Consider the following 23,687-nt stretch of genomic DNA (forward strand, 5'->3'; position numbering starts at 1 on the left):
TTTGCTACGACGATACATCGTAGTCAGTGGCGGGCTCGCGGGAGCGTCCGGGAAGGATCATGACCGCCACGACGCCGCCGACGGCGACGAGGGCGACGCCGGCCAGCAGGGCGTTGCTCATCCCGGCGGCGAAGGCGTCGCGGGCGGCGTCCGCGAGGCGGGCACCGGGTTCGCCGCCGATCCGCGCCGCGACCTCCAGCGCCCCGGCGAGGGAGTCGCGCACCACCTCCGCGACCGGATCCGGCAGGGACCGGGCGGCCTGCCCGGCGTCCCCGCGGTAGCTGGAGTTGAAGACGCTGCCCAGGATGGCGATCCCCAGAACGGCGCCCAGCTCGCGGGTGATGTCGTTCAGTGCCGCGGCGACGCCCTGCTTGGCGGCCGGCAGCGAGGCGAGGATGGCGTCGGTGGCCGGGGTCGCCGCGTACGCCACCCCGGCGCCCATGAGCGCCCCGCCCGCGAGGACGGGCCAGAAACCGGATCCCGCGTCGATCAGGGACAGCACGGCGAGCCCGCCCGCGATGAGCGCCATCCCCAGCCCGATGACGGCGCGCAGCCCGAAGCGGTGCCCGAGGCCCGGCGCGCTCGGCGAGAAAATAATCATTGCGGCGGCGAGCGGCAGCAGGCCCAGCCCGGCACGGAAGGCCGAGTAGCCCAGGATCTCCTGCATGTACTGCAGGAGCAGGAAGAAGACGCCGAAGGCGGCCATCGACTCGATCACGATCACCAGGGATCCGGCCGAGACCCCCGGCAGCCGGAAGATGCGCAGGTCGAGCAGGGGCCGTGCGGTGCGCGACTCCCACAGGACGAAGGCGGCCAGGGCCGCGGCGGACGCGCCGAAGCCGGCCGCGACCAGCGGGTCGGTCCAGCCCCGTTCCGGGCCCTCGACGATGGCGAAGACCAGCGAGGCCACTCCGGCCACCGACAGCACCGCGCCCGGGATGTCGAGCGGCGAGGCGTGCGGGTCCCGCGAGGTCGGCACGACCAAAGCCGTGGCGGCGACCGCCGCGACCGCCAGCAGGGCGTTGAACACGAACAGCGAGCGCCAGGAGTAGGCCTCCAGCAGCCCGCCGGCGACCAGGATGCCGACGAGCCCGCCGCCTCCGAACACGCCGGACCACACGCCCACCGCGCGGCCGCGCTCCTCGGGCGGGAAGACGTCGGTGATGACGGACAGGGTCATCGGCATGATCAGCGCCGCGCCCGCACCGGCGGCGGCGCGCCAGGCGATGAGCGCTCCGGTGCCGTCCACCCACAGCGCCGCCGCGGTGGCCACCGCGAAGATCACCAGGCCGATGAGCAGCGCGCCCTTGCGCCCGTACCGGTCGCCGAGCGCGCCGCACGGCAGGAGGAGGCCGGCGAACGCCACGCCGTAGGCGTTCATCACCCATTGCAGCTGCGCCTCGGTCGCCCCCAGGTCGCGGGCCAGGCCGGGCAGCGCCACGGCCAGCGAGACCAGCATGCCGACCACGGCGATGAGCGCCACGCACATCACCGCCAGCACCGCGAGCCTGCGGCTCCGGCCCGCGGTGGGCGGGCTCTCGTGCACGTTCGTTCCCGTGGAGGTCACGGGCACCACCTCTTCACCTATTGAACGATCGCTTTAACTCAAACATATGTGTTCGGGTTAAATCAAGCGATCGTTATACTCGGCGGCATGGGCATCGACGCCGCGGCCACCCGGAACCGGATCCTGGACGCCGCGGAGCGGCTGTTCGGCGAGCGCGGCTTCGCCGGCACCTCGCTCCGCGCGGTCACGACCACGGCGCGGGTCAACGTGGCGTCGATCTACTACCACTTCGAGTCGAAAGAGGGACTGCTGAGAGCGGTGGCCCGTCGCGCCATGGCCTCGGTCAGCGAAGAACGGCACCGCCTGCTGGACGAGCTGTGCACCCGCGGCGACCCCGGCGTCGAAGAACTGGTGCGGGCGTTCGTGGTGACCGGCGCCGACCTGGTGCGCCGGCAGGGCGAACGCGGCGAGCACGTCGCCCGCTTCATCGGGCGGGTCCTGTGCGAACCCGGGCCCGAGGTCCGCCGGCTCTTCGCCGCGGAGGTCGGCCACGTGGAAGGCCGCTACCTCGACGCCCTCACCAAGGCACTCCCCGGCCTCCCCGCCGGCGAGGTCGCGTTCCGCTACCGGACGATGGTCGGCGTCCTGGCGCTGCACCAGATGGACGCGCTCGCCGACCTGGCACCGCCCGGCCATGGCGACGACATCTGGGCCGGTCGCGGCGATGACACCGAACGGCTGATCGCGGCACTCACCGGCATCTTCCTCGCGCCGCAGGCCCCCGCCGTGCCTAGCTGATCGGCCTCAGGACGGCCAGCAGCGTCTTCTCCAGGATCTCGCCGACGTTCTCCGCGGCCATCCGTCCGGCGGCGACCTCGCCGCTGGCCGTGTGCAGCAGCGAGTAGACGGTGGTCACCAGCCAATCGACCGGGAGGTCGGCGCGGAACGCGCCCTCCTTCTGACCGCGGTCGATGAGGCGCTCGACGTGCGCCATCGGCTCGTCGTGGTAACGCCGCACCTCGTCGGCGGTGAGGGCGCGCTGCGCGGCGGTGTGCAGGCCGCCGAAGCGGCTGAGCATCGGCCAGCACGAGCGGATCAGCCGGGCGAACGCCTCGGCGGGCGGCCCCTGGTGTGGCGCGGCGGCCTCGATGACGTCCGTCCCCTCGGCGATGGACGCGTCGAGGACCGCTCTCAGGACGTCCTCCCGCGAGGGGAAATGCGAGTACAGCGTGACCCTGCCCAGGCCGGCGGCCTTGGCGATGCCGCTCATGCTGACGTCCGGGTCGCGGGCGAAGCATTCGGTGGCGGCGGAGACGATCGTCGCGATGTTGCGCTCGGCGTCCGCCCGCTTGCGCCCTCCGGGCCGTCGCCCCTGTGTCGCCATCCTCCGACCCTACCAGGCAACCCGAACATCACTGTTTGACTTATTACCCCAGGCGGGTACCTTAATCCGTACATCACTGTTCGGTTTTTAGGAGTCGCCGGATGTCTCACCACTCTCCCCCCGCACACGACGCCCCTGACGCGCACTCGGCCGCACACCCGCGCCGCTGGACGGCCCTGGCCCTCATCAGCGTCGCCCAGTTCATGCTGATCCTCGACGTCACGGTGGTGAACGTCGCGCTCCCCCAGATGGGCGCCGAACTGGAGCTGAGCCGCACCACGCTCACCTGGGCCGTCACCGCCTACACGCTGTTCTTCGGCGGCCTGATGCTGCTGGGCGGACGCCTGGCCGACCTCTTCGGGGCACGCCGCCTGATGCTCGCCGGCCTGGCCGTCTTCACCCTCGCCTCGCTGGCCACAGGGCTGGCCCAGAACGAAGCGCTGCTGCTCGGCGGCCGTATCGCCCAGGGCGTCGGCGCCGCGCTGCTGTCCCCGGCCGCGCTGTCGACCATCACCACCACCTTCCACGGCGAAGAGCGCAACAAGGCGCTCGGCGTCTGGGCGGGCCTCGGCGGCATCGGCTTCGCCGCGGGAGTCCTGCTCGGCGGAGCGCTGACCGCGGGCCCGGGATGGCGCTGGGTGTTCTTCGTCAACGTGCCGGTGGGCGCCGCCCTCCTGGCGGCCATCCCCGCGACGGTCTCCGCGTCCCCGAGCCCGCACGGCACGCGCCCGCGCCTCGACCTGCTCGGAGCGCTGGCCGTCACCGCCGCCACGGGCTCGCTCATCTACGCCCTGGTCACCGCGGGCGACCAGGGCTGGGGCTCGGCCGAGACGCTCATCGCGCTGGCCTGCGCCGCCGTCCTGTACGGAGCGTTCGTGCTCATCGAACGCACCGTCCGCTCCCCGCTGATGCACGTGGGCATGCTCGGGCGCCGTCCCGTGGCCGTGGGCGCCTTCCTGATGCTCGCTGGCTCCGGGCTGCTGATCTCGCTGTTCTTCCTCGGTTCGCTCTACCTGCAGCACCTGCGCGAGCTCAGCGCGCTGGAGACCGGCCTGATGTTCCTGCCCGCCGCGCTGGCCACCGGCGCCGGAGCGCACCTGGCCGGACGGTTCGTCAGCCGCATCGGCACCCGTCCCGTCGCCGCCACCGGGCTCGCCCTGGTCGCCATCGGCACCGGCCTGCTCACGCAGGTCTCGCCCAACGGCGACGTCCTGGCGCAAGTGCTGCCCGGCCTCGCCATCGCCGCGGTCGGAGTCGGCCCGGTCTTCGTCACCGCCACCACCTCGGCGCTGGCCTACATCGACCACGGCGAGGCGGGACTGGCGTCCGGCGTCATCAACACCTTCCACGAACTCGGCGGCGCCATCGGCGTGGCGACGGCCTCCACGCTCGCCGCCACCGGCCTGGCCGCCACCCCCTCGATCGACGGCTTCGGCGACGCGTTCACCGCCACCGCGATCGCCGCCGCCGCGGCCGCCGTCCTCGCACTGGTGCTGGTCCCGCCGGGCAAGCCCCAGATGACCGGCACCCCGCACGCCCACTGAAGGCGGGCCGCTACCAGCCGGCGCCGTCCAGGTAGCGCTTCGGGGAGGTCCCGACGACTCGGCGGAACGCGGCGAGGAACGCGCTCGGTGTCGCGTAGCCCACGGCGTGCGCGGCCTGCGACACCGACCGGCCCTCGGCCAGGAGGGGCAGCGCCGCGCGCAGCCGCATATGCGTGCGCCAGCGATCGAAGCTCATGCCCGTGTCCTGGACGAACAGCCGCGTCAGGGTGCGCCGGCTCACCCCGATGGCACGCGCGTGCGCGTCGAGGCTCCGCGAGTCCGCGGGATCGGCGAGCAGCGCGTCGGCCACGGCGCGCACACGTTCGTCGATGGGGTTCGGCACGTCGATGGGCAGGGTCGGGACGGGGCGCAGCAGGTCCAGGACGACCGCCTCGCCGCGCAGCCGGACGTCGTCGGCCAGGTCCTCGCGGGAGAGGTAGGCGATCATGTGGGCCAGCAGCCCGTCGACGCCGACCGCGGTGGGCTCTGGCCAGTCCAGCCCGCACCGGGCCGGTTCGAGGTAGAGGCTGCGCATCACCGCGTCCCGGGTGGCGCCGGTCCGGTGGACGACTCCCGCGGGCAGCCACAGCGCCCGGGTCGGCGGCAGGATCCAGTAGGTGTCGTCGACGGCGATGCTGAGCACGCCGCGTCGCGTCCAGGCCAGCTGGTGGTGCGTGTGGCTGTGCGCGGGGATCCACTCCCCCGACGACAACGGGAACGTGCCGACGACGATCGCTCCCACCCCGGGAGGAACGGCGTACTCGCCGTCCTCCTCGGCGTCTCCGGTCATGCGGCCGAGTGTATGTCCTCAACACGACATGACCTGGCCCCATCGCGGATCGCGGCCAGCGCCGCCGGTCCATAGCGTTGCCGCATGTCGATCAATCACTCCGGTTCGACCATGGGCCGTCGTGGGCCGGCGCTGGTGGTGCTGTGCTTCGTCCAGTTCATGCTCGTCCTGGACGACAACGTCGTGAGCGTCGCGCTGCCCAGCGTCCAGAAGGATCTCGGCTTCAGCACCACGGGCCTGACCTGGGTCGTCAACGCCTATTTCCTCGCCTTCGGCGGGCTGCTGATGCTGTTCGGCCGCCTGGCCGACCTGGTGGGGCGCCGGCGCGTCTTCCTCGGCGGGGTGGCACTGTTCGGTGCGGCGAGCCTGGCCGGCGGGATCGCCCAGGAACCCTGGCAGCTCGTGGCCGCGCGCTTCGTCCAAGGGGCGGGATCGGCCATGGCCAGCCCCGCCTCGCTGGCACTGATCGCGCTCCTGTTCCCCGAAGCCGGTGAGCGCGCCAAGGCGCTGGGCATCTGGGGCGGCATCGCGGGGTTGGGCGGGACGACGGGCCTGGTCATCTCGGGTGCGCTGACCGATCTCGCGTCCTGGCGCTGGACCTTCCTGATCAACATCCCGGTGGCCGTACTGGCCGTCGCGCTGCTGCCGCGCCTGGTCTCCGAGAGCCGCGCCACCCACCGGACGCGCCTGGACGTGCCCGGCTCGGTCCTGGGCACCGGCGCCGTCCTGGCCCTGGTCTACGGCCTGCTCCAGGCACGGGAGTCGGGCTGGGGCGGGGCGGCCGTCATCGGGCCGCTGCTCCTCGCCGCCGTCCTGGCCGCCGCGTTCCTCGTGGTCGAGGCGCGGACGGCCGAGCCGTTGGTGCCGCTGCCGTTCCTGGCGTCCCGGACCCGCGCCGTCGCCAACGTCACGATGCTGCTGTTCTCCGCCGCGCTCTACGCGATGGCCTTCCTCCTGATGATGCACCTGCAGAAGGTGCTCGGCTACGAACCCCTCCAGACCGGAGTCGCCTACCTGCCCTACTGCGCCGGGATTCTCGCGGGCATGTGGCTCTCCTCCCGCGCGGTGATCAGGCTCGGGGTGCGGCGGACGCTCGTCATCTCGATCCCGATCACCGCGGCCGGGCTGGTCCTCCTGTCCGGGATAGCGCCCGGCGACGACTACGCGTCCGGCGTGCTGCCGGGCATGCTCGTCACGAGCGTGGCGAACGGCCTGAGCCTGCCCGTCCTCACGGTCGCCGCTCTCACCGGCACGACCGAGGAGGACGCCGGTCTGGGCTCGGCCCTCCTCAGCTCCGTCCAGCAGGTGGGCGGCGCCGTGGGGGTGGCGGTTCTGGTCACCCTGGCCGCACTCCGCAGCGACGCCGTGTCCGGTTCGGCCGACCCGCCGCACGCCGCGACCGAGGGCTTCTCCCTCGCCATGCTCATCGCCGCCGCCCTCATCGCGCTCGGCGCCGTCCTCGTCGCCGCCCTTCTCAGATCGCCGCGAGACTCCGGCGACGCACCGCCCCTAGCCCATGGAACCGCTGATCAGAGCTCTGCGGTCCGGTGACGCCGGCCGGACGTTGGCGGCGGCGGTCGGCGCGTCCGGCCAGATGTCGAACCGCCCCCAGCGGAGCGGCCATGCGAAGCGCCGGTCGACGATCCAGGCGAGGTGCGCTTCGATGTCGGCGCGACGCTCGGGCGGCCCGATGGCCGTGTCCGGTTCGACGGGCAGGCACCAGGCGTGCTCGTCGAGCGCGATGATCCTGCCGTCGAAGTGGTCGTAGACGACGTCCGGGTGGAGCGGCAGCTCGGCATCCGCTTCCCGCTGGAAGGTGTAGTCGCCCACGGTTTCGCCGGTACTCGCCCGCAAGAAGCACAGGACCTTCTCGCCTACCGCGACGATCGTGTCGCCGGCACCCCACAGCACGCCTTTCGTCCCGGCCGGGGCGGAAAGTGTGCGCAGCCGCTGCGGTTCGCCGTCGCCCAGCGACCAGACCTCGATGTCGCCCGCCGCCGTGAGGACGGCCCCCCGGTCTCCGGACGGCGCCCAGGCCCACGCCGCGAAGTCCTTCCCGTCGGACGTCTCCGCAGGAACAACGCTCAACCGGTGGACGAGCCGCCCCTCGTCGAAGACGACGACTCCCGGGTCGGACGCCCGCTCGCTCAGCACGGCGGCGAGCCGGGCGGTGGAACCGCGCACGCCCCACTGCAGCGACAGATCGAAGCGGCCCCCCTTGATCGGGAAGGGTTCAGCGGCCGGGTGCCCGGTCGACGCGTCGAGGAAGTGCAGCTGCCTGCGGTGGAGATGGGCGAGGTAGCGCCCGTCCGGGCTCCACTCGGCGACCCAGTCGACCCTGGCGCACCAGAGCGGGTCGCCGGTGGGGACGTCCACGACGAACGCCTCGCTGCGGTTGGCGACGTACAGCAGGTTTCCGTCGGGGGACCAGATGGGCGGCCAGTCGACCCACAGCTCCTCCCCGTGGGCTTCCTGGATCTCCGCCGGGAGCGGCCCCTTGGCGAGGACGTACTCGTGCGGCCCCTCGGCGTGTTCGACCAGCCAGTGCATGACGCCGTGCTCCAGCGGGGCCACGCACCCTTGAACACCGATCATGTCCTTCGTGCCCGTCACGACGAAGGCGCCGCGGCCGTCCGGGTGCAGCGCCCAGGCGGGCGGGCGCGACGCGCCGTTGGTCACCTGGGCCTCCGCGCGCGGCTCGGAGGACTCGCCGAACGGGTCCCACACTCCGACGGCGTTGGTCCGGAAGGCCATGCCCAGGTGCAGGCCGTCGGCCGACCACTGCATGGCACGCGCGACTTCGTACGAGCCGATGCCGCCGTCGATCCACGTCAGGACGTTGACGCACCGCCCGGTGGCGACCTCCCACACCTGGGCGGTGCCGCTCTCCCCTTCACCCCAGTCGCCGGTGGCCAGGTAGCCGCCGCAAGGGCTGAGCGCCAGTGCGGAGATCTCCGAGCGATGCCCGTACGGGCGGCTCAGCGTCGTGCCGCGCTGGCGGATCTTGTCCGTGGCCAGCCGGTGCGCCTGAGTGACCCCGTGGTCGCGTTCGAGCTCGGTCAGCCGGGCCCGCAGCGGAGGAACGTCGCGGGCGGGCACGAACGATGCCCAGTCCGCGCCCGTCAGCAGGGCTTCCAGCTCGGCCGGGTCGGCCGCGGCGAGCGCGGCGGGATCCGCGAAAGGGCCCGGGGCAGGAGCGGGCGAGGAAGCCTGCTCGCCCGCCGGGGCCTCCAGGTCCGCGAGCAGGGCGAGCAGCGCCGCCTCGTTGAACTTCGGTATGCCCTGGACGTACGCCTTGTTGCCTTTCTCCCGCGATGTCTCCCGTCCTATGAAGATCGCCGCGGTCGAGGGGGTGAGTTCGTCGGTCACGTCGACGCCCGCGGCCGTCAGGCCTCGTTCGGCCTCGCCCGGTCCGAGGGCGTCGAAAGTACCGGAGAGCGCGACAGCGCGGCCCGTCAAGTCCATGGGCGACGAGACTAGTGCGCCCCTCCGCCATTTCCCCTCGCGTCGTTCAAGGCCGCGTGGACGCGGTCGCGGGCCAGCGGGAGCGCGCCGAAGCGGACGCCGGTGGCGTCCCGCACCGCGTTGGCGAGCGCGGGAGCCACCGGGTTGAACGGGCTCTCGCTCATCGACTTGGCGCCCAGCGGACCGAGGGCGTCGGTCGTCTCGGCGAAGTGCACCTCGGTTCGCGGCACGTCCGCGAAGGATGGGATGTGGTAGTGGCGGAAGGTCGCGGTGGTGACCCGGCCGGTCTCGTCGATGACGAGCGACTCGTACATCGCCGCGCCCAGGGCCTGCGCGACACCGCCCTCGATCTGCCCGCGGCACTGCATCGGGTTGATGACGCGCCCGGCGTCCGCGGCGTGGACGCTCCGCAGGATCCTGATCTCACCCGTCCCGGCGCACACCGCCACCCGGAAGCCGTGGACGTTGAACGCCACCGAACACGGCGCGCCGTCGGACGACCCGACCGCCTGCAGTTCCCCGCCGGCCGCCCGCTCCGCGCCGACCGCGGCGACCGCGGCGATGCGGTCGCGCAGCGCCTCCGCCGCGCGTGTGACGGCCAGGCCCGTGACCGTCGTGCCGGTCGAGCCGAACGCGCCGGTGTCGTGGCCGACCCCGTCGGTGTCGGCCTGCTCGATCCGGATCCGGTCGACGGTCGTGCCGAGCACCGCGGCGGCGAGTTGCCGGTGCACGGTCGTCGTACCGTTCCCGAACTCGGCCATGCCGACCGCGAGCCGGTAGTCGCCGCCCGGCAGCAGCCGGATCCGCGCCTCGGCCCGGTGCCCGCGCGGCGGGATCGTGTCGATCATCGCCAGCGCCACTCCCCTGCCCACGGACCAGCCCTCCTCGGCGGGAGGCGGCGCGCCGTCGCCGCGGTCCAGCGCCTCGTCGACGAGGGCGAGGCACTGGTCCAGGCCGTAGCTGCCGATCCTGGCCTCCTCCGCGGACGGGATCTGGAAGCTCACCATGTCGTCGCCGGGCCGGATGACGTTGCGGGCCCGGAAGGCGACCGGGTCCATATCGATCGCGCGGGCGAGCTCGTCGATCGCCGACTCGACGGCGAAGATCCCCTGGCTGAGCCCGTAGCCGCGGAAGGCCCCGGAGGGGACGGTGTTGGTGTAGACGGCGTATCCGTCCACCTTCTTGTCGGCGCACCGGTACACGCCGATCGACTCGTTGCAGGCGTGGAACACGGCGCCCGCGTGGTTGCCGTACGCGCCGGTGTTGATCACGACTCGCAGCCGCAGCGCGGTCAGCGTGCCGTCGCGCCGCGCGGCGGCCTTGACGTGCACGGTGGCCGGGTGCCGGGTCACGGTCGCCTCGAACTCCTCCTGGCGGGTGAGCTCCAGTTGCACCGGCCGCCCGGTCCGCAGGGCAGCGAGCGCGACGACGTCCTCCGTCAGCATCTCCTGCTTGGCCCCGAACCCGCCGCCCACCCGGCCGCACACGACGCGCACCTTCTCCTCCGGCAGGTCGAAGAGGGTGCACAGCGCGCGTTTGGTGAGGAACGGCACCTGGCTGCTCGTGCGCACCGTCAGCCGTCCGGCCCTGTCGACCCAGGCGATCGAGGCGTGCGTCTCGAGGTGCGCATGCTGGACGCGATGGCTGGCGTAGGTGTGCTCGTGAACGGCGTCGGCCTGCTCGAACGCCGCTTCGACGTCGCCGATGCCGCCGTGCACCTCGGCCGCGATGTTGCGCTCCGCGCGGGCGATGTGCTGGCCGGCGCCCTTGTCGCCGTGGAGGACGGGGGCGCCGGGCGCCATCGCCTCTTCGGGATCGAGAACGGCCGGCAGCACCTCGTAGTCGACGGCGATCCGGCGGCAGCCCTCCTCGGCGGCCGCCACGCTGTCGGCCACCACCGCCGCGACCCGCTGCCCGGTGAAGCGGACGACGTCGTCGAACAGCAGCGTGTCGGAGGGGTCGTCGTCCGGGTTCTCGTGCCGTCCGGACGAGTAGAGCCGCCGCGGCGCGTCCTCGTGCGTGAACACCGCCCGCACTCCGGGAACGGCGCGCGCGGCGCTCGTGTCGATCGCGGCGATCCGGGCGTGCGCGTGCGGCGAGCGCAGCAGCTTGAGGTGCAGCAGGCCCTCCATCGCGACGTCCAGGGTGTAGCGGGCCGCCCCCGTCACGATCTCGGGACCGGCCGGGGCGGGCAGGTTCCGTCCGCACGGATCGTCCCGCGGGGAGTCCTCGGCATGCGCGATCCCGTGGACGGCGTCGTCGATCGCGCGGTAGCCGGTGCACCGGCACAGGTTTCCCTTGAGCGACCGCGCGAGATCCTCCCGCTGGACGGGATCGAGGGCCGCCACCGTCATGATCATTCCCGCGGTGCAGAAGCCGCACTGGAATCCCTGCGCCGCCAGGAAGTCGCGCTGCACGGGATGCGGTTCCGCGCCGGAGGCGAGCCCCTCGATCGTCGTCACCCGGCGCCCGGCCGCCCGGAAGGCGGGGAACAGGCAGCTGTGCACCGGCTGTCCGTCGACGTGCACCGTGCAGGCGCCGCAGTCGCCCGCGTCGCAGCCCTTCTTCACCCCGAAGTGGCCCAGTTCCCGCAGCAGAGTACGCAGGCACTGCCCGGGGCGTGGCCGGACGGTGAAGTCCCGGCCGTTGACCTCGATCCGCATGCGGGTCACCTCCCGACGTCCGCCGACAGCTCGCGCCTGATCTCTTCGGCGAATCGGAGCGTCATGTGCCGGCGCCATTCCGGCGTTCCGTGCACGTCGTCGTAGTACCGGTCCGGGGGGACCGCCCGTTCGAGGGCGTCGCGGAGTTCCGCGGGGCCGGGCGGCCGGGGGAAGGCCAGCCGGACCGGCCGCGGGGTCGAGGCGGTCACCGTCAGGACGAAGGAGCCGTCGTCGGGCGATCTTCTGCCGATGAGCAGTGCCGCGGAGCGGCCGAGCGGGGCCGGCGAGATCCAGCGGAAGGCGGTGCGGCAGCGCAGCGCGGACTCCGGCAGGGTGACCGAGCGCAGCAGTTCGCCCGGTGCCAGCACGTTCGCGCCGGGTCCGGTGACGAAGTCGGCCGCCGCGACGTGCCGTTCGCCGCCGCCGGTCGTCCAGATCGCGCAGCTCGCGTCGAGGGCGGCGGCCAGCGAGATCATCGGGCCCGCTGGCAGCGACATGCAGAGATTGCCGCCCACGGTGGCCTCGTTCCACACCTTGAAGGAGCCCAGCAGGGCCTGGCGGCATTGGTCGATCAGCGGCGCCGCGGTCCAGGCCGCCGGCAGACGGTGGCCGGGCAGCGCGGCGCCGAACAGCTCCGCGAGGGTGCACGTGGCGCCGATCTCCAGGCCGCCCGCCGCGACCCGCAGCGGCTCCCAGCCGAAGCCCTTGAGGTCGATGAGCCGGTCGAGCCGCGGCTGGGGCTCGGAGAACAGCCACGTCCCGCCGCCGAGCCACGCGTCGCCCGGCCGCCACGCCGCCTGCGACGCACGGCTCGGGTCCAGTACCACCGAGGTGATCCCGTTGAGGTCCATGGTGAACATTCCGCTTTCCGGTTCACGTGATCAGGCCGAAAAATGCGATGAGCAGTATGTAGGAGACCAGGACAAGGGCCGTGCCCGCCAAATGGGCGCGCCGGGAGCGGGCCCGGCCGGGCATCAGCCAGAACGCCAGCGAGCGGTTCACCAGCGGCATGAAGGCCCAGGTGAGAAATCCGACGCTGAGCACGTTGCCGGCGAACAGGCCGAGGTACTCCGGAACCCCCGCGTCCTGGAGCGCGCGGCCCACCGTCAAAGTAATGACCATTACGGTGGGATAGAGCGCCAGGAGAACGCACATGGCCTGCTTCCAGTTGGGCGGGATCCCCTCGTGGGTGCGCTCACTGAAACGGAACCAGCCGCTGAACGCCGATTCGATCTCGCGGAGGTCGTATTCGGCGAAGTAGTCGCGCCCCTCGTCGAGAAGCCTCCTGCGGTCGTCGGACTCCAGCCACCGCGCGAGGTGTTCGCGGGTGTCGAAGCGGAAGATGACGACCCAGCGGTCCTGGATGCCTTCCACCGGCTCGAACAGTTCGGCGCCCATGAATCCGGGATATCCCTCCTGCGCCTTGAGGGTCTTGTGCTGCCACTGCAGGAAGTCCTGCTCCCGGCCGGCGCGCACGTCATGGGACACGACCGCCGTCACGGCCTCCTGGGCAGGGACTCCGCCGCTGAGAACCTCCTGTTCGGGCTCCTCCTCGAACAGCTCGCGGCCCTCGTCGATGAGCCGGCGGCGCGTGCTCGACTTGAGCCATGCGCTCAACTGGTCGACGCGCGAGAAGCGGAAGACCACCACCCATTCGTTGCCGCCGCCGGACTCCGGCGGGTACGACTCCGTGCCCTCGAACCCGTCGAAGGCCCGTACCGCCCGATTCACCTCCTCCTGCCAGCGCCGGTAGTCGTCCTCGCGTCCCCGGAAGACCTTCTGGGATGTGACGACCGTGGCCCCGGCGCCGTCCGAGCCGCGTTTTGCACTGACGCCCATACATAGCTAGCGTAGTTACAAACGGACACGGGGCACAAATAGGGAGAAATTGCACATCGATTACCGGGCGGGGGTTGTGCCATGGGGCAGCGGGAGTTCCTGGAAGAGGCCGTCAGGCTGGCCATCGAATCGGTCGAGAACGGCTGGGGCGGCCCGTTCGGCGCCGTGATAACCCACGACGGCGAGATCGTCGCCCGCGGGCAGAACCGCGTGCTCCTCACCGGCGATCCCACCGCGCACGCCGAAGTGGAGAGCATTCGCAAAGCGATAGCGCGGCTCAACCCCGAAGCCCCCTCCATTTCGGAAGAGCATCAGAACGAGAGCACCCTCGAATACGTCCCCCGCCCCGAGGGGTCTCCCGACCCGCTGAGCGAGCGGGCCCGGATGCTCCAGGGATACTCCATCTACGTCAGCGGCGCCCCCTGCCCGATGTGCATGAGCGCCATCTACTGGTCGCGCATCGACGCCGTGTACTTCGGCAGCGACCTCGACGCCACGCGGGCCATCGGCTTCGACGACGCCTTCCAGTACGAGGACTTCCAGAAGCCCATGGACCAGAGGCGCATCCAGGTCGAGCAGATCTACGCCGACCTGGGCGCGAAGGCGTACGCGGCGTGGACGAACCGCCCCGACCGGCACCCTTACTGACCCGGCCGGGCGGTTCCGCCATCAGCCGCCCACGCCGTCCGGGCCGCGCCGCCCCTAGAGGAGGGTGCTCCAGTAGCTGCCCTGCTGCGCGGACGCTTCGACCGCGCGGGCGGCGCGCTCGGCGTTGAAGTGGCCGCGCGGTGAGCCAGCCGGCGACCGCGAGCGCCCACGCCAGGGCGGCGATCTCGTCCGCGCCGAGGCCGCGCAGCGGATGGCCTTCCAGTGCCTGGACGGCGAACACGTGCAGCCCGTGCCGGAAGGTCGCCGCCAGCGGGGCGACCGCCAGCGCCAGGGAGGCGATCACCACCGACAGCCCGGCGGTGCAGATCACCGCCTGCCAGAGCGCCAGCGCCGCCTTCGGGCTGCGTTCGGGCCACCTGGCCTTGGCCAGCAGGGTGGGCACGGGGCCGAGCAGCACGACGGCCAGGCCGAGGAAGCCGGCGGCCACCAGCAGCGGCTTCAGGATCATTTCGGCGGCTCCGGGGCACCGCCGGGGTCGCGGTCCTCGAACGCGGAGAGCACCCGCCGCAGCGCGGCGACGTCGTCGGCCGTCACCGAGTCCAGGAAGTGGCTCAGCGCCGACTCGCGGTCGCCCGCGCCGGTGAACGCCTCGTGCATGAGCTCGGCGACGTGCGCGTCCTTGCTCCGCAGGGCGCGGTAGCGGTGCGCGCGCCCCTCGCGCTCGCGGGTCACCAGACCCTTCCGGACCAGCCGGTCGAGGATGGTGAGCACCGTCGTGTGAGCCGGCCGGGACGGCAGGACCGCGGCCAGATCGCGCGCCAGCGCGCCGTCCGGCCGGCCCCACAGCTCGTTCATCACCGACCGTTCGAGCTCACCGAGCCGCATCCCTCCACCACCTTCGGCCATGTCAGCTGGACGGACCCAACTTCTACAGTATGTAGAACATAGGTGCTCGTCGTCCGAACTCCAAAAACGGGGATCTACTATGGTTCTGTAGTTGCTACTATCGTCACGTAGTAGTCGAGCGGGGAGTGTGCGATGAGCGACTTGGCCGGATTCCAGAATCCTCGGTTCGCGCGCATGTACGAGCGCATCAGCGCCGAGTCCGAGCGGCGCGGCACCGCCGCGCATCGGGACCGGCTGCTGGCCGGCCTGACCGGGCGGGTGATCGAGATCGGGGCGGGCAACGGCCTGAACTTCGCCCGGTACCCGGAGACGGTCTCGGAGGTGGTGGCGGTCGAGCCCGAGGAGCGGCTGCGGGCGCTCGCCGAATGCGCCGCGGCCGAGGCCGGGGCGCCGGTGCGGGTCGTGGCCGCGCACGCCGACGACCTGCCGTTCGAGGCCGGCGAGTTCGACGTGGCCGTGATGTCGCTCGTCCTGTGCTCGGTGCCCGACCCGCGCCGCTCGCTGGCCGAGGCGCGTCGCGTGGTGAAGCCCGGCGGGCAGGTGCGCTTCTTCGAGCACGTCCGTTCCCGCAACACCCTGGTCGGGTTCCTCCAGGACGCGGTCACCCCGATGTGGGCGCGCGGCGGAGGCGGCTGCCACCTGAACCGGGACGTCGAGCGGGCGATCCGCGAGGAGGGAATGGAGATCGACGAGGTCGACCGGTTCACGTACCGGCCCATGCGCGGGCTGCCGCCCGCCCCGCACGTCCTGGGACGCGCTCGCACGCCGGGTTGATCACGCGATATCGTCGCTTACGACACTGACGTAGTAGATGTTGGGGCGGGCCGATGTCGCTGGGCAGCCTGGAGTCCTCGATCATGGACGTCCTGTGGGCCGCCGACGGGCCCCTCACGGTTCGCGAGACCCTCGAATCGCTCAACCGGGAGCGGACCCCGCCGCTGGCGTACACGACCGTGCTCACCGTCATGAGCCGTCTCGCCGACAAGGGCGCCCTGGTCCGTACCGCCAAAGGCCGCGGCCACGCCTACGCCCCCGCGGTCGCGGACGAGGCCGCGCTGGCGGTGCAGGGAGTGCTGCGAACCTACGGTGAGGCGGCGGTGGCGCACTTCCTCGACCGGGCCGCCACCGACCCCGCCCTGCGACAGCGCCTCAAGGCACTGCTCGAGGACGGTCAGCGGTGAAGAGCCGTTCCGCCGACACGGGCAACCGGGCGTTCTGGGGCCTGGTGGCGGCTTCGGTGGCCGCACAGACTCTGGTCGCCTACGGAACCTGCTGCCTGGCCGCCGCCATCGCCGCGGCGGTGCGCGATCAGGGGATCAACGCGCTGTGGACGACCCGCGCCGACCTGCTGCCCGGGGCACTGGTCCTGGTGGCCGCCGGCACCGGCGGGGTGCTGGGCACGTGGTCGCTCGGACGTTCGCTGTGGCACACCCGGATGCTCGCCGCCACCGTCCGCCGGCACCGCACCTCGACACCGCTCCGGCTGCGGCGGCTCGCAGACAGGCTCGGCATCGGGTCGCGCGTCCGCACGGTCGACATGGCGCACCCCTTCGCGCTGACCTACGGGCTCCGCAGACCCCGCGTGCTGGTGAGCACCGGCCTGCTGGCCGCCCTGAGCGACCCCGAACTCGCCGCCGTCCTCGCCCACGAGCGCGCGCACGTGCGCAGCCGCGATCCGTTGAAGATCGTGCTCGCCCGGGCCCTCCCCGCCTGGCACTTCTACCTGCCCGTGCTGCGCGACCTCCGGCGGCGGTTCGCGCTCGGACGCGAGCTGGCCGCCGACCGCGCCGCCATCGCGCGCCACGGCACCGCCGCGCTGGCCGGCTCGCTGCTCAAGGTCGCCGAAGGACCGGCCTGGGCCAAGGCCGCTCCCGCGATGGCGACCGACGATCTGCTCGACAGCCGCATCACCCAGCTCGAAACCGGGAACGAGCCTCCGGCGGCGCCGGCCGGGCGCCTCACGAAGGCGTGGGCGGCGATGTCCGCCTTCGCGCTCGGCACGGCCGCGATCTGGTCGCTGACGGTCGCCGGCCACGCGATGCACTGCGATTGACGCCGGATTCTCATCTGATCTACACCTGTACGGCGCCCCGCCGCATCTTCTACAATGCGTCGAAGCATTGTCGCCAGACTGCCGGACAGAAGTCTTCGCGGCGCCGGTAGGGCTTGACAATGCCTGGAATTCGCGGGAAGCACCGACCTCACGGCGGATGGCGCTGAGCGTCCGCCGATGCGGCCGATCGCGCTGACGGGCCGATCGCCGTGCAACGCCAGGGCGCCCCCGCTTCCGCGTCACCGCCATCATGCACAGCCACCCGGCCGGGCGATCAACGCCCGCGTTCGGCCCTCCCCCCGAGGAAGAGCAGTTGCGCATCTTCGAGCAGGCCCCCGCCGTCCCCCGTCCGCTGACCAGAGCGCTGCTCGGCTGCAGCGTCCTTCTGGCCGCCGCATGCCAGACGGCCTCGCAGGCCGCCACACCCGCCGAGGAACAGGCCGCCCAACGCGGCACGAACGACACGGCCGTGACGATCAGCCCGGCCAACGGCGCCGCCAAGGCCAGGCCCGACCGCGGGGTCGTGGTCAGGGCGTCCAACGGCACGCTCGGCTCCGTCAGCGTGCGTGCGGGCGGCCGGGACGTCGCCGGATCCTTCAACGCCGCGCGGACCGAGTGGCGGTCGCGATGGACGCTGGCCCCCGCCACGTCGTACGCCGTGACCGCGACGGCGAAGAGCCCGGCGGGCAAGACCGCCCAGGCGGGCAGCACCTTCAGGACGCTCAAGCCGGCCCGGACGGTCGCCACGTCGCTGGACTGGATCCTGGAGGGCAACCAGCGGAAGACGTACGGGGTCGGCACCCCGATCATCCTGAACTTCGACCGTCCCGTCCTCAACAAGAAGCTGGTGGAGAAGGCCCTGGAGGTGCGGGCGGAGAAGCCCGTGGAGGGCGCCTGGCGATGGGTCGGCGACCGGCAGGTGATCTACCGGACCAGGACCTACTGGCCCGCGCACCAGAAGGTCACCGTCACCGCCCACATGGCCGGGGTGCGGGCCGCCAAGGGCGTCTACGGGCTCAGGGACTTCACCCGGACCTTCACGATCGGCGCCGCCCGGATCAGCAGGGTCGACCTGAAGAAGCACCGGATGGTCGTCAGCATCGACGGCAGGAAGGCGCGGACGGTCCCGATCAGCGCGGGCAACGGCACCACGCTGGAGTACACCACCACCAGCGGCGTCCATCTGACGATGGAGAAGGGCAACCCGGTGCGCATGATCGCCCCCGGCCGCAAGAAGGGCGATCCCGGCTACTACGACGAGATGATCAACTGGGCCGTCCGCATCTCCAACAGCGGGGAGTACCTGCACCAGAGCATGGGCGAGTACGGGTGCCTGGGCAAGGCGAACTGCAGCCACGGCTGCGTGCGCCAGCACCCCCGGGACGCCACCTGGTTCTACCGGACGGTCCAGCCCGGCGACGTCGTCACCATCACCGGTTCGCGGCGCAAGCTGGAGTGGAACAACGGCTGGTCGTTCTGGCAGCTCCCCTGGGCGTCTTGGAGGAAGGGCAGCGCCCTGAATTGAACCGCTAATCTCCTACAAAACGTAGAAGATCCTTGGAGGGTCGAGATGTCGGCGGACGCCGCGGCGGTTCTGCAGATCATCGGGCTGGCGGCCCTGTTCTTCCTCGGCGGGCGGGCACTGCTGCGCGGCGAACGGAAGGAGCGGGCCCGGGAACGGCTCGTGGACCCGGCCCAGCCCGGTGACAAGGAAAGCGCCTGAACAGGAAGAGGAAGGCTTGTGGCAAACCCCGGATCCCCCGGCCACCCGCGGCGGCGTCCGCTCCGACTGCTGGCGATCACCGTGACCCTGGCACTGGGCGCCGCCGTCCCGTCCCCCGCGGCCCTGGCGCGCACGTCGGCCGAACCGGGCGGAGCGGCCAGGATCGCCAAGCTGACCAAGGAGATCAAGGCGCTGGAGAAGTCCTACGGGGGCAATCTGGAGCAGTTGCGCGATGTCCGCCAGGACGCCAAGAAGGCGGTCGAGAGATCGCGGACCCTCAACACCGAACTGGCCCAGGCCCGGACGATCGTCGCGCAACTGGCCGCCTCGCAGTACATGAGCAATGGCGTGGACCCCTCGGTCCAGATCGTGTCCGGCACCGACCCCAACGATCTGCTCGACGGCGCCGCACTGGCCAGCCACGTCTCGGCGAGCCGGGCCGCCCGGGTGAAGCAGATCCAGTCGCTGGTCGGACAGCAGGAGCGGACCCGCCGCGAGGCCGAAGGCAAGATCGAGAAGCTTGCGGGCGACACCGAGAAGATCTCCAAGCGGAAGGCCGAGGTCCAGCGGCTCCTGAAGAAGTACAAGCCGGAGTCCCCCACGGTCGGCAACGGCGGGATGACGGCGCGCATGGTCAAGGTGCGGGACGAGATCGAGACCGAACTCGGGCCGTTCATCACCATCGGGTGCACGCGTCCGGGCGACCCCCAGGACCACGGGAAGGGGCAGGCCTGCGACTTCATGGAGAGCAGCGCCGGCTCGATGCCCTCGGCCGCCCGGATGGCCCACGGCGATCAGGTCGCCGCCTACGCCATCAAGCACGCCTCCCGGCTGGGCGTCAAGTACGTCATCTGGCGGCAGCGGATCTATGACATGCGCAGCCCCGGCTGGGAGACGATGTCGGACCGCGGCAGCATCACCCAGAACCACATGGACCACAATCACATCTCGGTCTTCTGACCCGGCCCCTCCCGGACGGCCCGCGGGGCGGGCGCGGTGGCACGGCGTGCCTTGCACCAAGGTGTGAAATTAGTTATCTATATAACATGATTTCACCCTATCGGCCCTTCCGATGACGAGCCCCTACGACCGCACGGATCTGTTCGACCTCGCGGGCAAGGTCGCGCTCGTCACCGGGGGCAGCCGGGGGCTCGGCCGCGAGATGGTCCGCGCCTTCGCCGCCGCCGGAGCCGACGTGGTCATCGCCAGCCGGCGGCTGCCCTCCTGCGAGGCGCTCGCGGCGGAGGTGGGCGAGAAGACCGGCCGCCGGACGCTGCCCATCGCGTGCCACGTCGGCCGCTGGGACGAGATCGACCGCATGGTCGAAGCGGCGTACGCGCACTTCGGCCGCGTGGACGTCCTGGTCAACAACGCCGGGATGTCACCGCTGTACGAGAACGTCCTGGACGTCGGGGAAGAGCTCTACGACAAGGTCTTCGCCGTCAACCTCAAGGGCCCCTTCCGTCTCATGGCGCAGGTCGGAACGCGGATGGCCGCCGGGGACGGCGGTTCGATCCTCAACATCAGCAGCATCGGCGCCATCCGCACGGGCGCGGACGTCATCCCGTACGCCGCCGCCAAGGCCGGGCTCAACAGCATGACCGCGTCGTTCGCCCACGCGTTCGGCCCCACGGTCCGGGTGAACGGCATCATGCCCGGCGGCTTCTTCACCGACGTGTCCGCGCACTGGGACCGGGAGGCGTTCGACCGGCACGCGGCCGACACCTTCGCACTGGGACGCGGTGGGGAGCCCAACGAGATCGTCGGCGCGGCGCTGTACTTCGCGTCCGCCGCCTCCACCTACACCACCGGCTCCATGCTCGTCGTCGACGGCGGCGTCCCCCGCTGACCCCTGAATGTTGGGAGAACACCATGCCGGGACGGCTTCAGGACAAGGTCGCGATCGTGACGGGCGCCGGATCGGGCATCGGCCGGGCGATCGCGCTCCGGTTCGCCGCCGAGGGCGCCACGGTGGTGGCGGCGGACGTGTCGGGCGGCGAGCGGGCCGTCGCGGCCGAGGGCGGGGAGCGGGTGGAGCCCTTCTCCTGCGACGTGTCGGACGAGGCCGCCGTCGTCGCGCTCATGGAGCATTGCCGGGACCGGCACGGGCGGCTGGACGTCCTGGCGAACAACGCGGGGATCAGCAACAGCCCTGAACGCGTCCACGAGATGGACATGGCGGCCTTCGACCGGGTGATGGCCGTGAACGTCCGGGGATCGTACCTGGTCCTCAAGCACGCGCTGCCCCTGCTCCTCCGGGCGCCGTCCGGAGCCTCGGTGGTCAACACCGCCTCCATCGGGGGGTTCCGCGCGACGCCGGGCGCTTCCCCCTACCTCATGTCGAAGGGGGCGCAGGTGATGATGACGCGGGTCGCGGCGCTGGAGTACGTCAAGGACGGCATCCGCGTCAACGCGGTGTGCCCGGGGACGACGGAGACGGCGATCCTGGACGGGAGCACGCCGGAGATGCGGGAGATGCTGTCAGCGCGGATCCCGATCGGCCGGCTCGGCGCGCCGGAGGAGGTGGCGAACCTGGCGCTGTTCCTGGCATCGGACGAGTCCTCCTACATCACCGGGCAGTGCTACGTGATCGACGGCGGCAGAAGCGCCGGCTGACCTCCCTCCCCAGAGAACCTTACCCCCGTCGGGTATTTCGACCCGGCGGGGGTTTTGTGTTGCTCAACTAGAAGATGGGGGTTGTTGAACATATTTACCGTTATGTAACATCCACGAAACCCTCCATCTCTAGGTTTCACTCTGACGTCGTCCCAGGTCGCCGACGCGTTCATCGCGCGCGGCACCCGGCACGACCCCGGTGGAACACGAAGAAAGCTGCCGCTGATGCCTTCCCCCCTGCCTCAGGTCGACGACACGGCCGCGGTCTCGCTGCTGCAACGCATGGTCCGGTTCGACAGCCGGACGGAGACCGCGGGCGAGAGCGACCTCGCCCGGTGGCTCGTCCAGCAGATGGACGGGCTCGGGCTGGAGACCGAACTGCAGGAGGTCTCCCCAGGGCGCCACAACGCGATCGGCGTCTGGCGCGGGACGGGCGGCGGCAAGAGCCTGCTGTTCAACGGGCACATCGACACCAACCCCGTCACCGAGGGATGGACGGTCGACCCGTGGGGCGGGCTGGTTCGGGAGGGCGCGCTCTACGGCGTCGGCGTGTCGAACATGAAGGCGGGCTGCGCCTCGTACCTGGCGGCCGTGCGGACCCTTGTGGAGACCGGGCGGCGGCTGGCCGGGGACGTCGTCCTCACCTTCGTCGTCGGCGAGCTGCAGGGCGGCGTCGGCACGGTCGCGATGCTCGAACGCGGGATCCGCGCCGACTACTTCGTCAACTGCGAGCCCACCGACGTGCAGGCGCTCACCCTGCACGCGGGGGCGGTCAACTTCGGCGTGGAGCTGACCGGCGTCACCCGGCACATCTCCAAGCGGGACGAGGCCGTGGACGCGATCGCGATCGCCTGCGAGCTGATCCCGGAACTCAACGCGCTGACGCTCACCGGCGCGGCCGGTCCCGAGCACGCCAAGATCAACCGGTGCAACGTCGGGGTGGTGCGGGGGGCGCTGTCGCGGTCCTTCGAGGAGTGGCGGCCGCCGCAGATCGCCGACTTCGTCCGGCTCATCGGCAGCGCCCGGTACGCGCCCAGCCAGACCGTCGACGGGGTGCTCGCCGACATCCGGGGCGCCGTCGACCGGGCCGTGGAACGCCATCCGGGGCTGCGCGGCCACGTCTACGAGCACGACAAGGCGGCCAAGAAACCCGACTTCCCGCCGTTCGAAGTGGAACGTGACAGCACGGTGGTGCGGGCGGTGAACCGGGCCTACCGCGAGGTGCGCGGCCGGGACCAGCCCACCGGCGCGATCGAGCCGTGCTGCTACTTCGGCAGCGACGCCGCCCACCTGGCCGCGGCGGGCATCGAGGGCGTCGTGTGCGGGCCGGGCGGCAAGTTCAACACGATGCCGGACGAGCGGGTCGAGATCGCCGACTACCTCGACCAGATCCGCATCCACCTTCTGACCATGGGATACCTCTGCGATGACCAGAACTGACACCACCGGCGCCGGCACGGGCGCCAAGCAGTCCGGGCAGCCGGCCGCGTCCGTGCGGATCGAGTCGGTCACCAAGAAGTACGGCGGCACGGTCGCGGTGGACGGCGTCAGCCTGGACATCGCGGCCGGCGAGTTCGTCTCGCTGCTCGGGCCGAGCGGCTCGGGCAAGACCACGCTGCTGATGGCGATCGCCGGGTTCGAACGGCCCGACGGCGGCCGGATCCTGGTCGGCGGGCGCGACGTCACCGGGCTGCCGCCGCACCGCCGCGGCTTCGGCGTGGTGTTCCAGCGGTACGCGCTGTTCCCGCACATGTCGGTGCGCGACAACGTCGGCTACGCGCTGCGCATGCGCGGCAGGCCGCTGGGCGAACGCAACCGCGCCGTGGACGAGGTGCTGGAGCTGGTCGACCTGGGAGGCTTCGCCGACCGTCGTCCCGACCAGCTGTCCGGCGGGCAGGCGCAGCGGGTCGCGCTGGCCCGGGCGCTGGTGTACCGGCCGCCGGTGATCCTTTTCGACGAGCCGCTGGGCGCGCTGGACCGCAAGCTGCGCGAGCAGGTGCAGCTGGAGATCCGGCGGCTGCACCGCGAGCTGGGCCTGACGATGATCTTCGTGACGCACGACCAGGAGGAGGCGCTGGTGCTCTCCGACCGGGTCGCGGTGCTGTCCGACGGCCGGATCGAGCAGTTCGACCGGGGCGCGGAGCTCTACCACCGGCCCCGCACCGAGTTCGTCGCCGGGTTCCTCGGCCGCACCAACAGCTTCGACGCGACGGTGGCCGGCCGGGACGGCGACACGGTGACCGTCGCCGTCGGCGGCCGGACCGTCACCGGGCACGCGCCGGACCCGGGCCCGCTCGCCGAGGGCGGGGCGTGCGTGGTCACGATCCGTCCCGAGGCGCTGCGCCTGGTGCCGGCGGGCACCGACGGCGGCCTGACCGGCACGGTCGCCGAGCTGGTGTTCTCCGGTCCCACCACGACCGCGCGGATCGACGTCGACGGCCGGCCCCTGCTGGTGCAGGGGCTGTCGGGCGACCCGGGCTTCGACGTCAGGGAGGGCGACCGCGTCGCGGTGGCCGTCCCGCCCGGTGCCGCTCGCGTCTTCCCCGGCCGGCGCTGACCGCGTCCCCCTGCTCCTCCCCTCCCCCTCG

Annotated in this window: 22 protein-coding genes; 14 read left to right on the forward strand and 8 right to left on the reverse strand. The window is 71.8% G+C overall.

Features of this window, described 5'->3' with window-relative positions; genetic code table 11:
• Positions 1-4: 4 nt before the first annotated feature.
• Positions 5-1,567: an MFS transporter gene (locus ABD340_RS36425; protein ID WP_344595326.1), complete on the reverse strand. Its 1,563-nt coding sequence runs from the start codon at positions 1,565-1,567 to the stop codon at positions 5-7.
• Positions 1,568-1,654: 87 nt separating this feature from the next.
• On the opposite strand from ABD340_RS36425, the gene ABD340_RS36430 reads away from it, so the two are divergent.
• On the forward strand, positions 1,655-2,305 hold the full coding sequence (locus ABD340_RS36430) for a TetR/AcrR family transcriptional regulator (protein WP_344595327.1): 651 nt from the start codon (positions 1,655-1,657) through the stop codon (positions 2,303-2,305).
• Here the strand turns inward: ABD340_RS36430 and ABD340_RS36435 are convergent.
• Entirely contained in the window at positions 2,298-2,891 is a 594-nt protein-coding gene (locus ABD340_RS36435) for a TetR/AcrR family transcriptional regulator (protein ID WP_344595329.1), read from the reverse strand. The genes ABD340_RS36430 and ABD340_RS36435 overlap by 8 nt on opposite strands.
• Before the next feature lie 101 nt (positions 2,892-2,992).
• Here ABD340_RS36435 and ABD340_RS36440 point away from each other — a divergent pair, with 101 nt between their 5' ends.
• Positions 2,993-4,435, forward strand: coding sequence for an MFS transporter (locus ABD340_RS36440; protein WP_344595330.1), 1,443 nt, complete (start codon positions 2,993-2,995; stop codon positions 4,433-4,435).
• A 10-nt stretch (positions 4,436-4,445) separates the two neighbouring features.
• Here ABD340_RS36440 and ABD340_RS36445 read toward each other — a convergent pair whose 3' ends face one another.
• The gene (locus ABD340_RS36445; RefSeq protein WP_344595332.1) at positions 4,446-5,225 is read right to left on the reverse strand and encodes an AraC family transcriptional regulator; all 780 of its coding nucleotides are present in this window, start codon (positions 5,223-5,225) and stop codon (positions 4,446-4,448) included.
• Positions 5,226-5,309: 84 nt separating this feature from the next.
• Here ABD340_RS36445 and ABD340_RS36450 point away from each other — a divergent pair, with 84 nt between their 5' ends.
• Positions 5,310-6,776, forward strand: a complete 1,467-nt coding sequence (locus ABD340_RS36450; RefSeq protein ID WP_344595334.1) for an MFS transporter — start codon at positions 5,310-5,312, stop codon at positions 6,774-6,776.
• On the opposite strand, the gene ABD340_RS36455 is transcribed toward ABD340_RS36450, so the two are convergent.
• From ABD340_RS36455 to ABD340_RS36470, 4 genes are read right to left on the reverse strand one after another with little or no spacing between them, the layout of a single operon-like run.
• Entirely contained in the window at positions 6,735-8,690 is a 1,956-nt protein-coding gene (locus ABD340_RS36455) for a WD40 repeat domain-containing protein (protein ID WP_344595336.1), read from the reverse strand. The genes ABD340_RS36450 and ABD340_RS36455 overlap by 42 nt on opposite strands.
• Before the next feature lie 11 nt (positions 8,691-8,701).
• Positions 8,702-11,353 carry a molybdopterin-dependent oxidoreductase gene (locus ABD340_RS36460; protein WP_344595337.1) on the reverse strand — a complete coding sequence of 884 codons (2,652 nt, stop codon included), beginning with the start codon at positions 11,351-11,353 and terminating at the stop codon, positions 8,702-8,704.
• 5 nt (positions 11,354-11,358) lie between these two features.
• Positions 11,359-12,213 carry an FAD binding domain-containing protein gene (locus ABD340_RS36465; RefSeq protein ID WP_344595339.1) on the reverse strand — a complete coding sequence of 285 codons (855 nt, stop codon included), beginning with the start codon at positions 12,211-12,213 and terminating at the stop codon, positions 11,359-11,361.
• A 13-nt stretch (positions 12,214-12,226) separates the two neighbouring features.
• On the reverse strand, positions 12,227-13,192 hold the full coding sequence (locus ABD340_RS36470; RefSeq protein ID WP_344595341.1) for an antibiotic biosynthesis monooxygenase: 966 nt from the start codon (positions 13,190-13,192) through the stop codon (positions 12,227-12,229).
• An 81-nt stretch (positions 13,193-13,273) separates the two neighbouring features.
• Between ABD340_RS36470 and ABD340_RS36475 the strand changes: the two genes are divergently transcribed.
• Positions 13,274-13,840 (forward strand): nucleoside deaminase, encoded by a 567-nt coding sequence (locus ABD340_RS36475; RefSeq protein WP_344595342.1) that lies wholly within the window; start codon positions 13,274-13,276, stop codon positions 13,838-13,840.
• A 465-nt stretch (positions 13,841-14,305) separates the two neighbouring features.
• Here ABD340_RS36475 and ABD340_RS36480 read toward each other — a convergent pair whose 3' ends face one another.
• Positions 14,306-14,686 carry a BlaI/MecI/CopY family transcriptional regulator gene (locus ABD340_RS36480; RefSeq protein WP_344595343.1) on the reverse strand — a complete coding sequence of 127 codons (381 nt, stop codon included), beginning with the start codon at positions 14,684-14,686 and terminating at the stop codon, positions 14,306-14,308.
• 153 nt (positions 14,687-14,839) lie between these two features.
• Between ABD340_RS36480 and ABD340_RS36485 the strand changes: the two genes are divergently transcribed.
• The 10 genes from ABD340_RS36485 to ABD340_RS36530 all read left to right on the forward strand — a co-directional run bounded on the left by ABD340_RS36485 (position 14,840) and on the right by ABD340_RS36530 (position 23,656).
• A complete protein-coding gene (locus ABD340_RS36485) occupies positions 14,840-15,481 on the forward strand; it encodes a class I SAM-dependent methyltransferase (RefSeq protein WP_344595345.1) in 642 nt (213 codons plus the stop codon).
• A 53-nt stretch (positions 15,482-15,534) separates the two neighbouring features.
• Entirely contained in the window at positions 15,535-15,888 is a 354-nt protein-coding gene (locus ABD340_RS36490) for a BlaI/MecI/CopY family transcriptional regulator (RefSeq protein ID WP_344595346.1), read from the forward strand.
• Positions 15,885-16,760: a M56 family metallopeptidase gene (locus tag ABD340_RS36495; RefSeq protein WP_344595347.1), complete on the forward strand. Its 876-nt coding sequence runs from the start codon at positions 15,885-15,887 to the stop codon at positions 16,758-16,760. The genes ABD340_RS36490 and ABD340_RS36495 overlap by 4 nt, the downstream gene beginning before the upstream one ends.
• Before the next feature lie 313 nt (positions 16,761-17,073).
• Positions 17,074-18,285, forward strand: a complete 1,212-nt coding sequence (locus ABD340_RS36500) for a L,D-transpeptidase (protein ID WP_344595349.1) — start codon at positions 17,074-17,076, stop codon at positions 18,283-18,285.
• Positions 18,286-18,330: 45 nt separating this feature from the next.
• On the forward strand, positions 18,331-18,483 hold the full coding sequence (locus tag ABD340_RS36505) for a hypothetical protein (protein WP_344595351.1): 153 nt from the start codon (positions 18,331-18,333) through the stop codon (positions 18,481-18,483).
• A gap of 18 nt (positions 18,484-18,501) precedes the next feature.
• Entirely contained in the window at positions 18,502-19,443 is a 942-nt protein-coding gene (locus ABD340_RS36510; RefSeq protein ID WP_344595352.1) for a coiled-coil domain-containing protein, read from the forward strand.
• Between the two features lie 112 nt (positions 19,444-19,555).
• Entirely contained in the window at positions 19,556-20,332 is a 777-nt protein-coding gene (locus ABD340_RS36515; protein WP_344595354.1) for an SDR family NAD(P)-dependent oxidoreductase, read from the forward strand.
• Between the two features lie 23 nt (positions 20,333-20,355).
• Entirely contained in the window at positions 20,356-21,099 is a 744-nt protein-coding gene (locus ABD340_RS36520) for an SDR family NAD(P)-dependent oxidoreductase (RefSeq protein WP_344595356.1), read from the forward strand.
• 225 nt (positions 21,100-21,324) lie between these two features.
• On the forward strand, positions 21,325-22,539 hold the full coding sequence (locus ABD340_RS36525) for a M20 family metallopeptidase (protein WP_344595358.1): 1,215 nt from the start codon (positions 21,325-21,327) through the stop codon (positions 22,537-22,539).
• Positions 22,526-23,656, forward strand: coding sequence for an ABC transporter ATP-binding protein (locus ABD340_RS36530; RefSeq protein ID WP_344595360.1), 1,131 nt, complete (start codon positions 22,526-22,528; stop codon positions 23,654-23,656). Before ABD340_RS36525 ends, ABD340_RS36530 begins: the two co-directional genes overlap by 14 nt.
• Positions 23,657-23,687: the final 31 nt, after the last annotated feature.

It is taken from the genome of Actinomadura vinacea (assembly GCF_039532545.1).
GTDB lineage: Bacteria > Actinomycetota > Actinomycetes > Streptosporangiales > Streptosporangiaceae > Spirillospora > Spirillospora vinacea.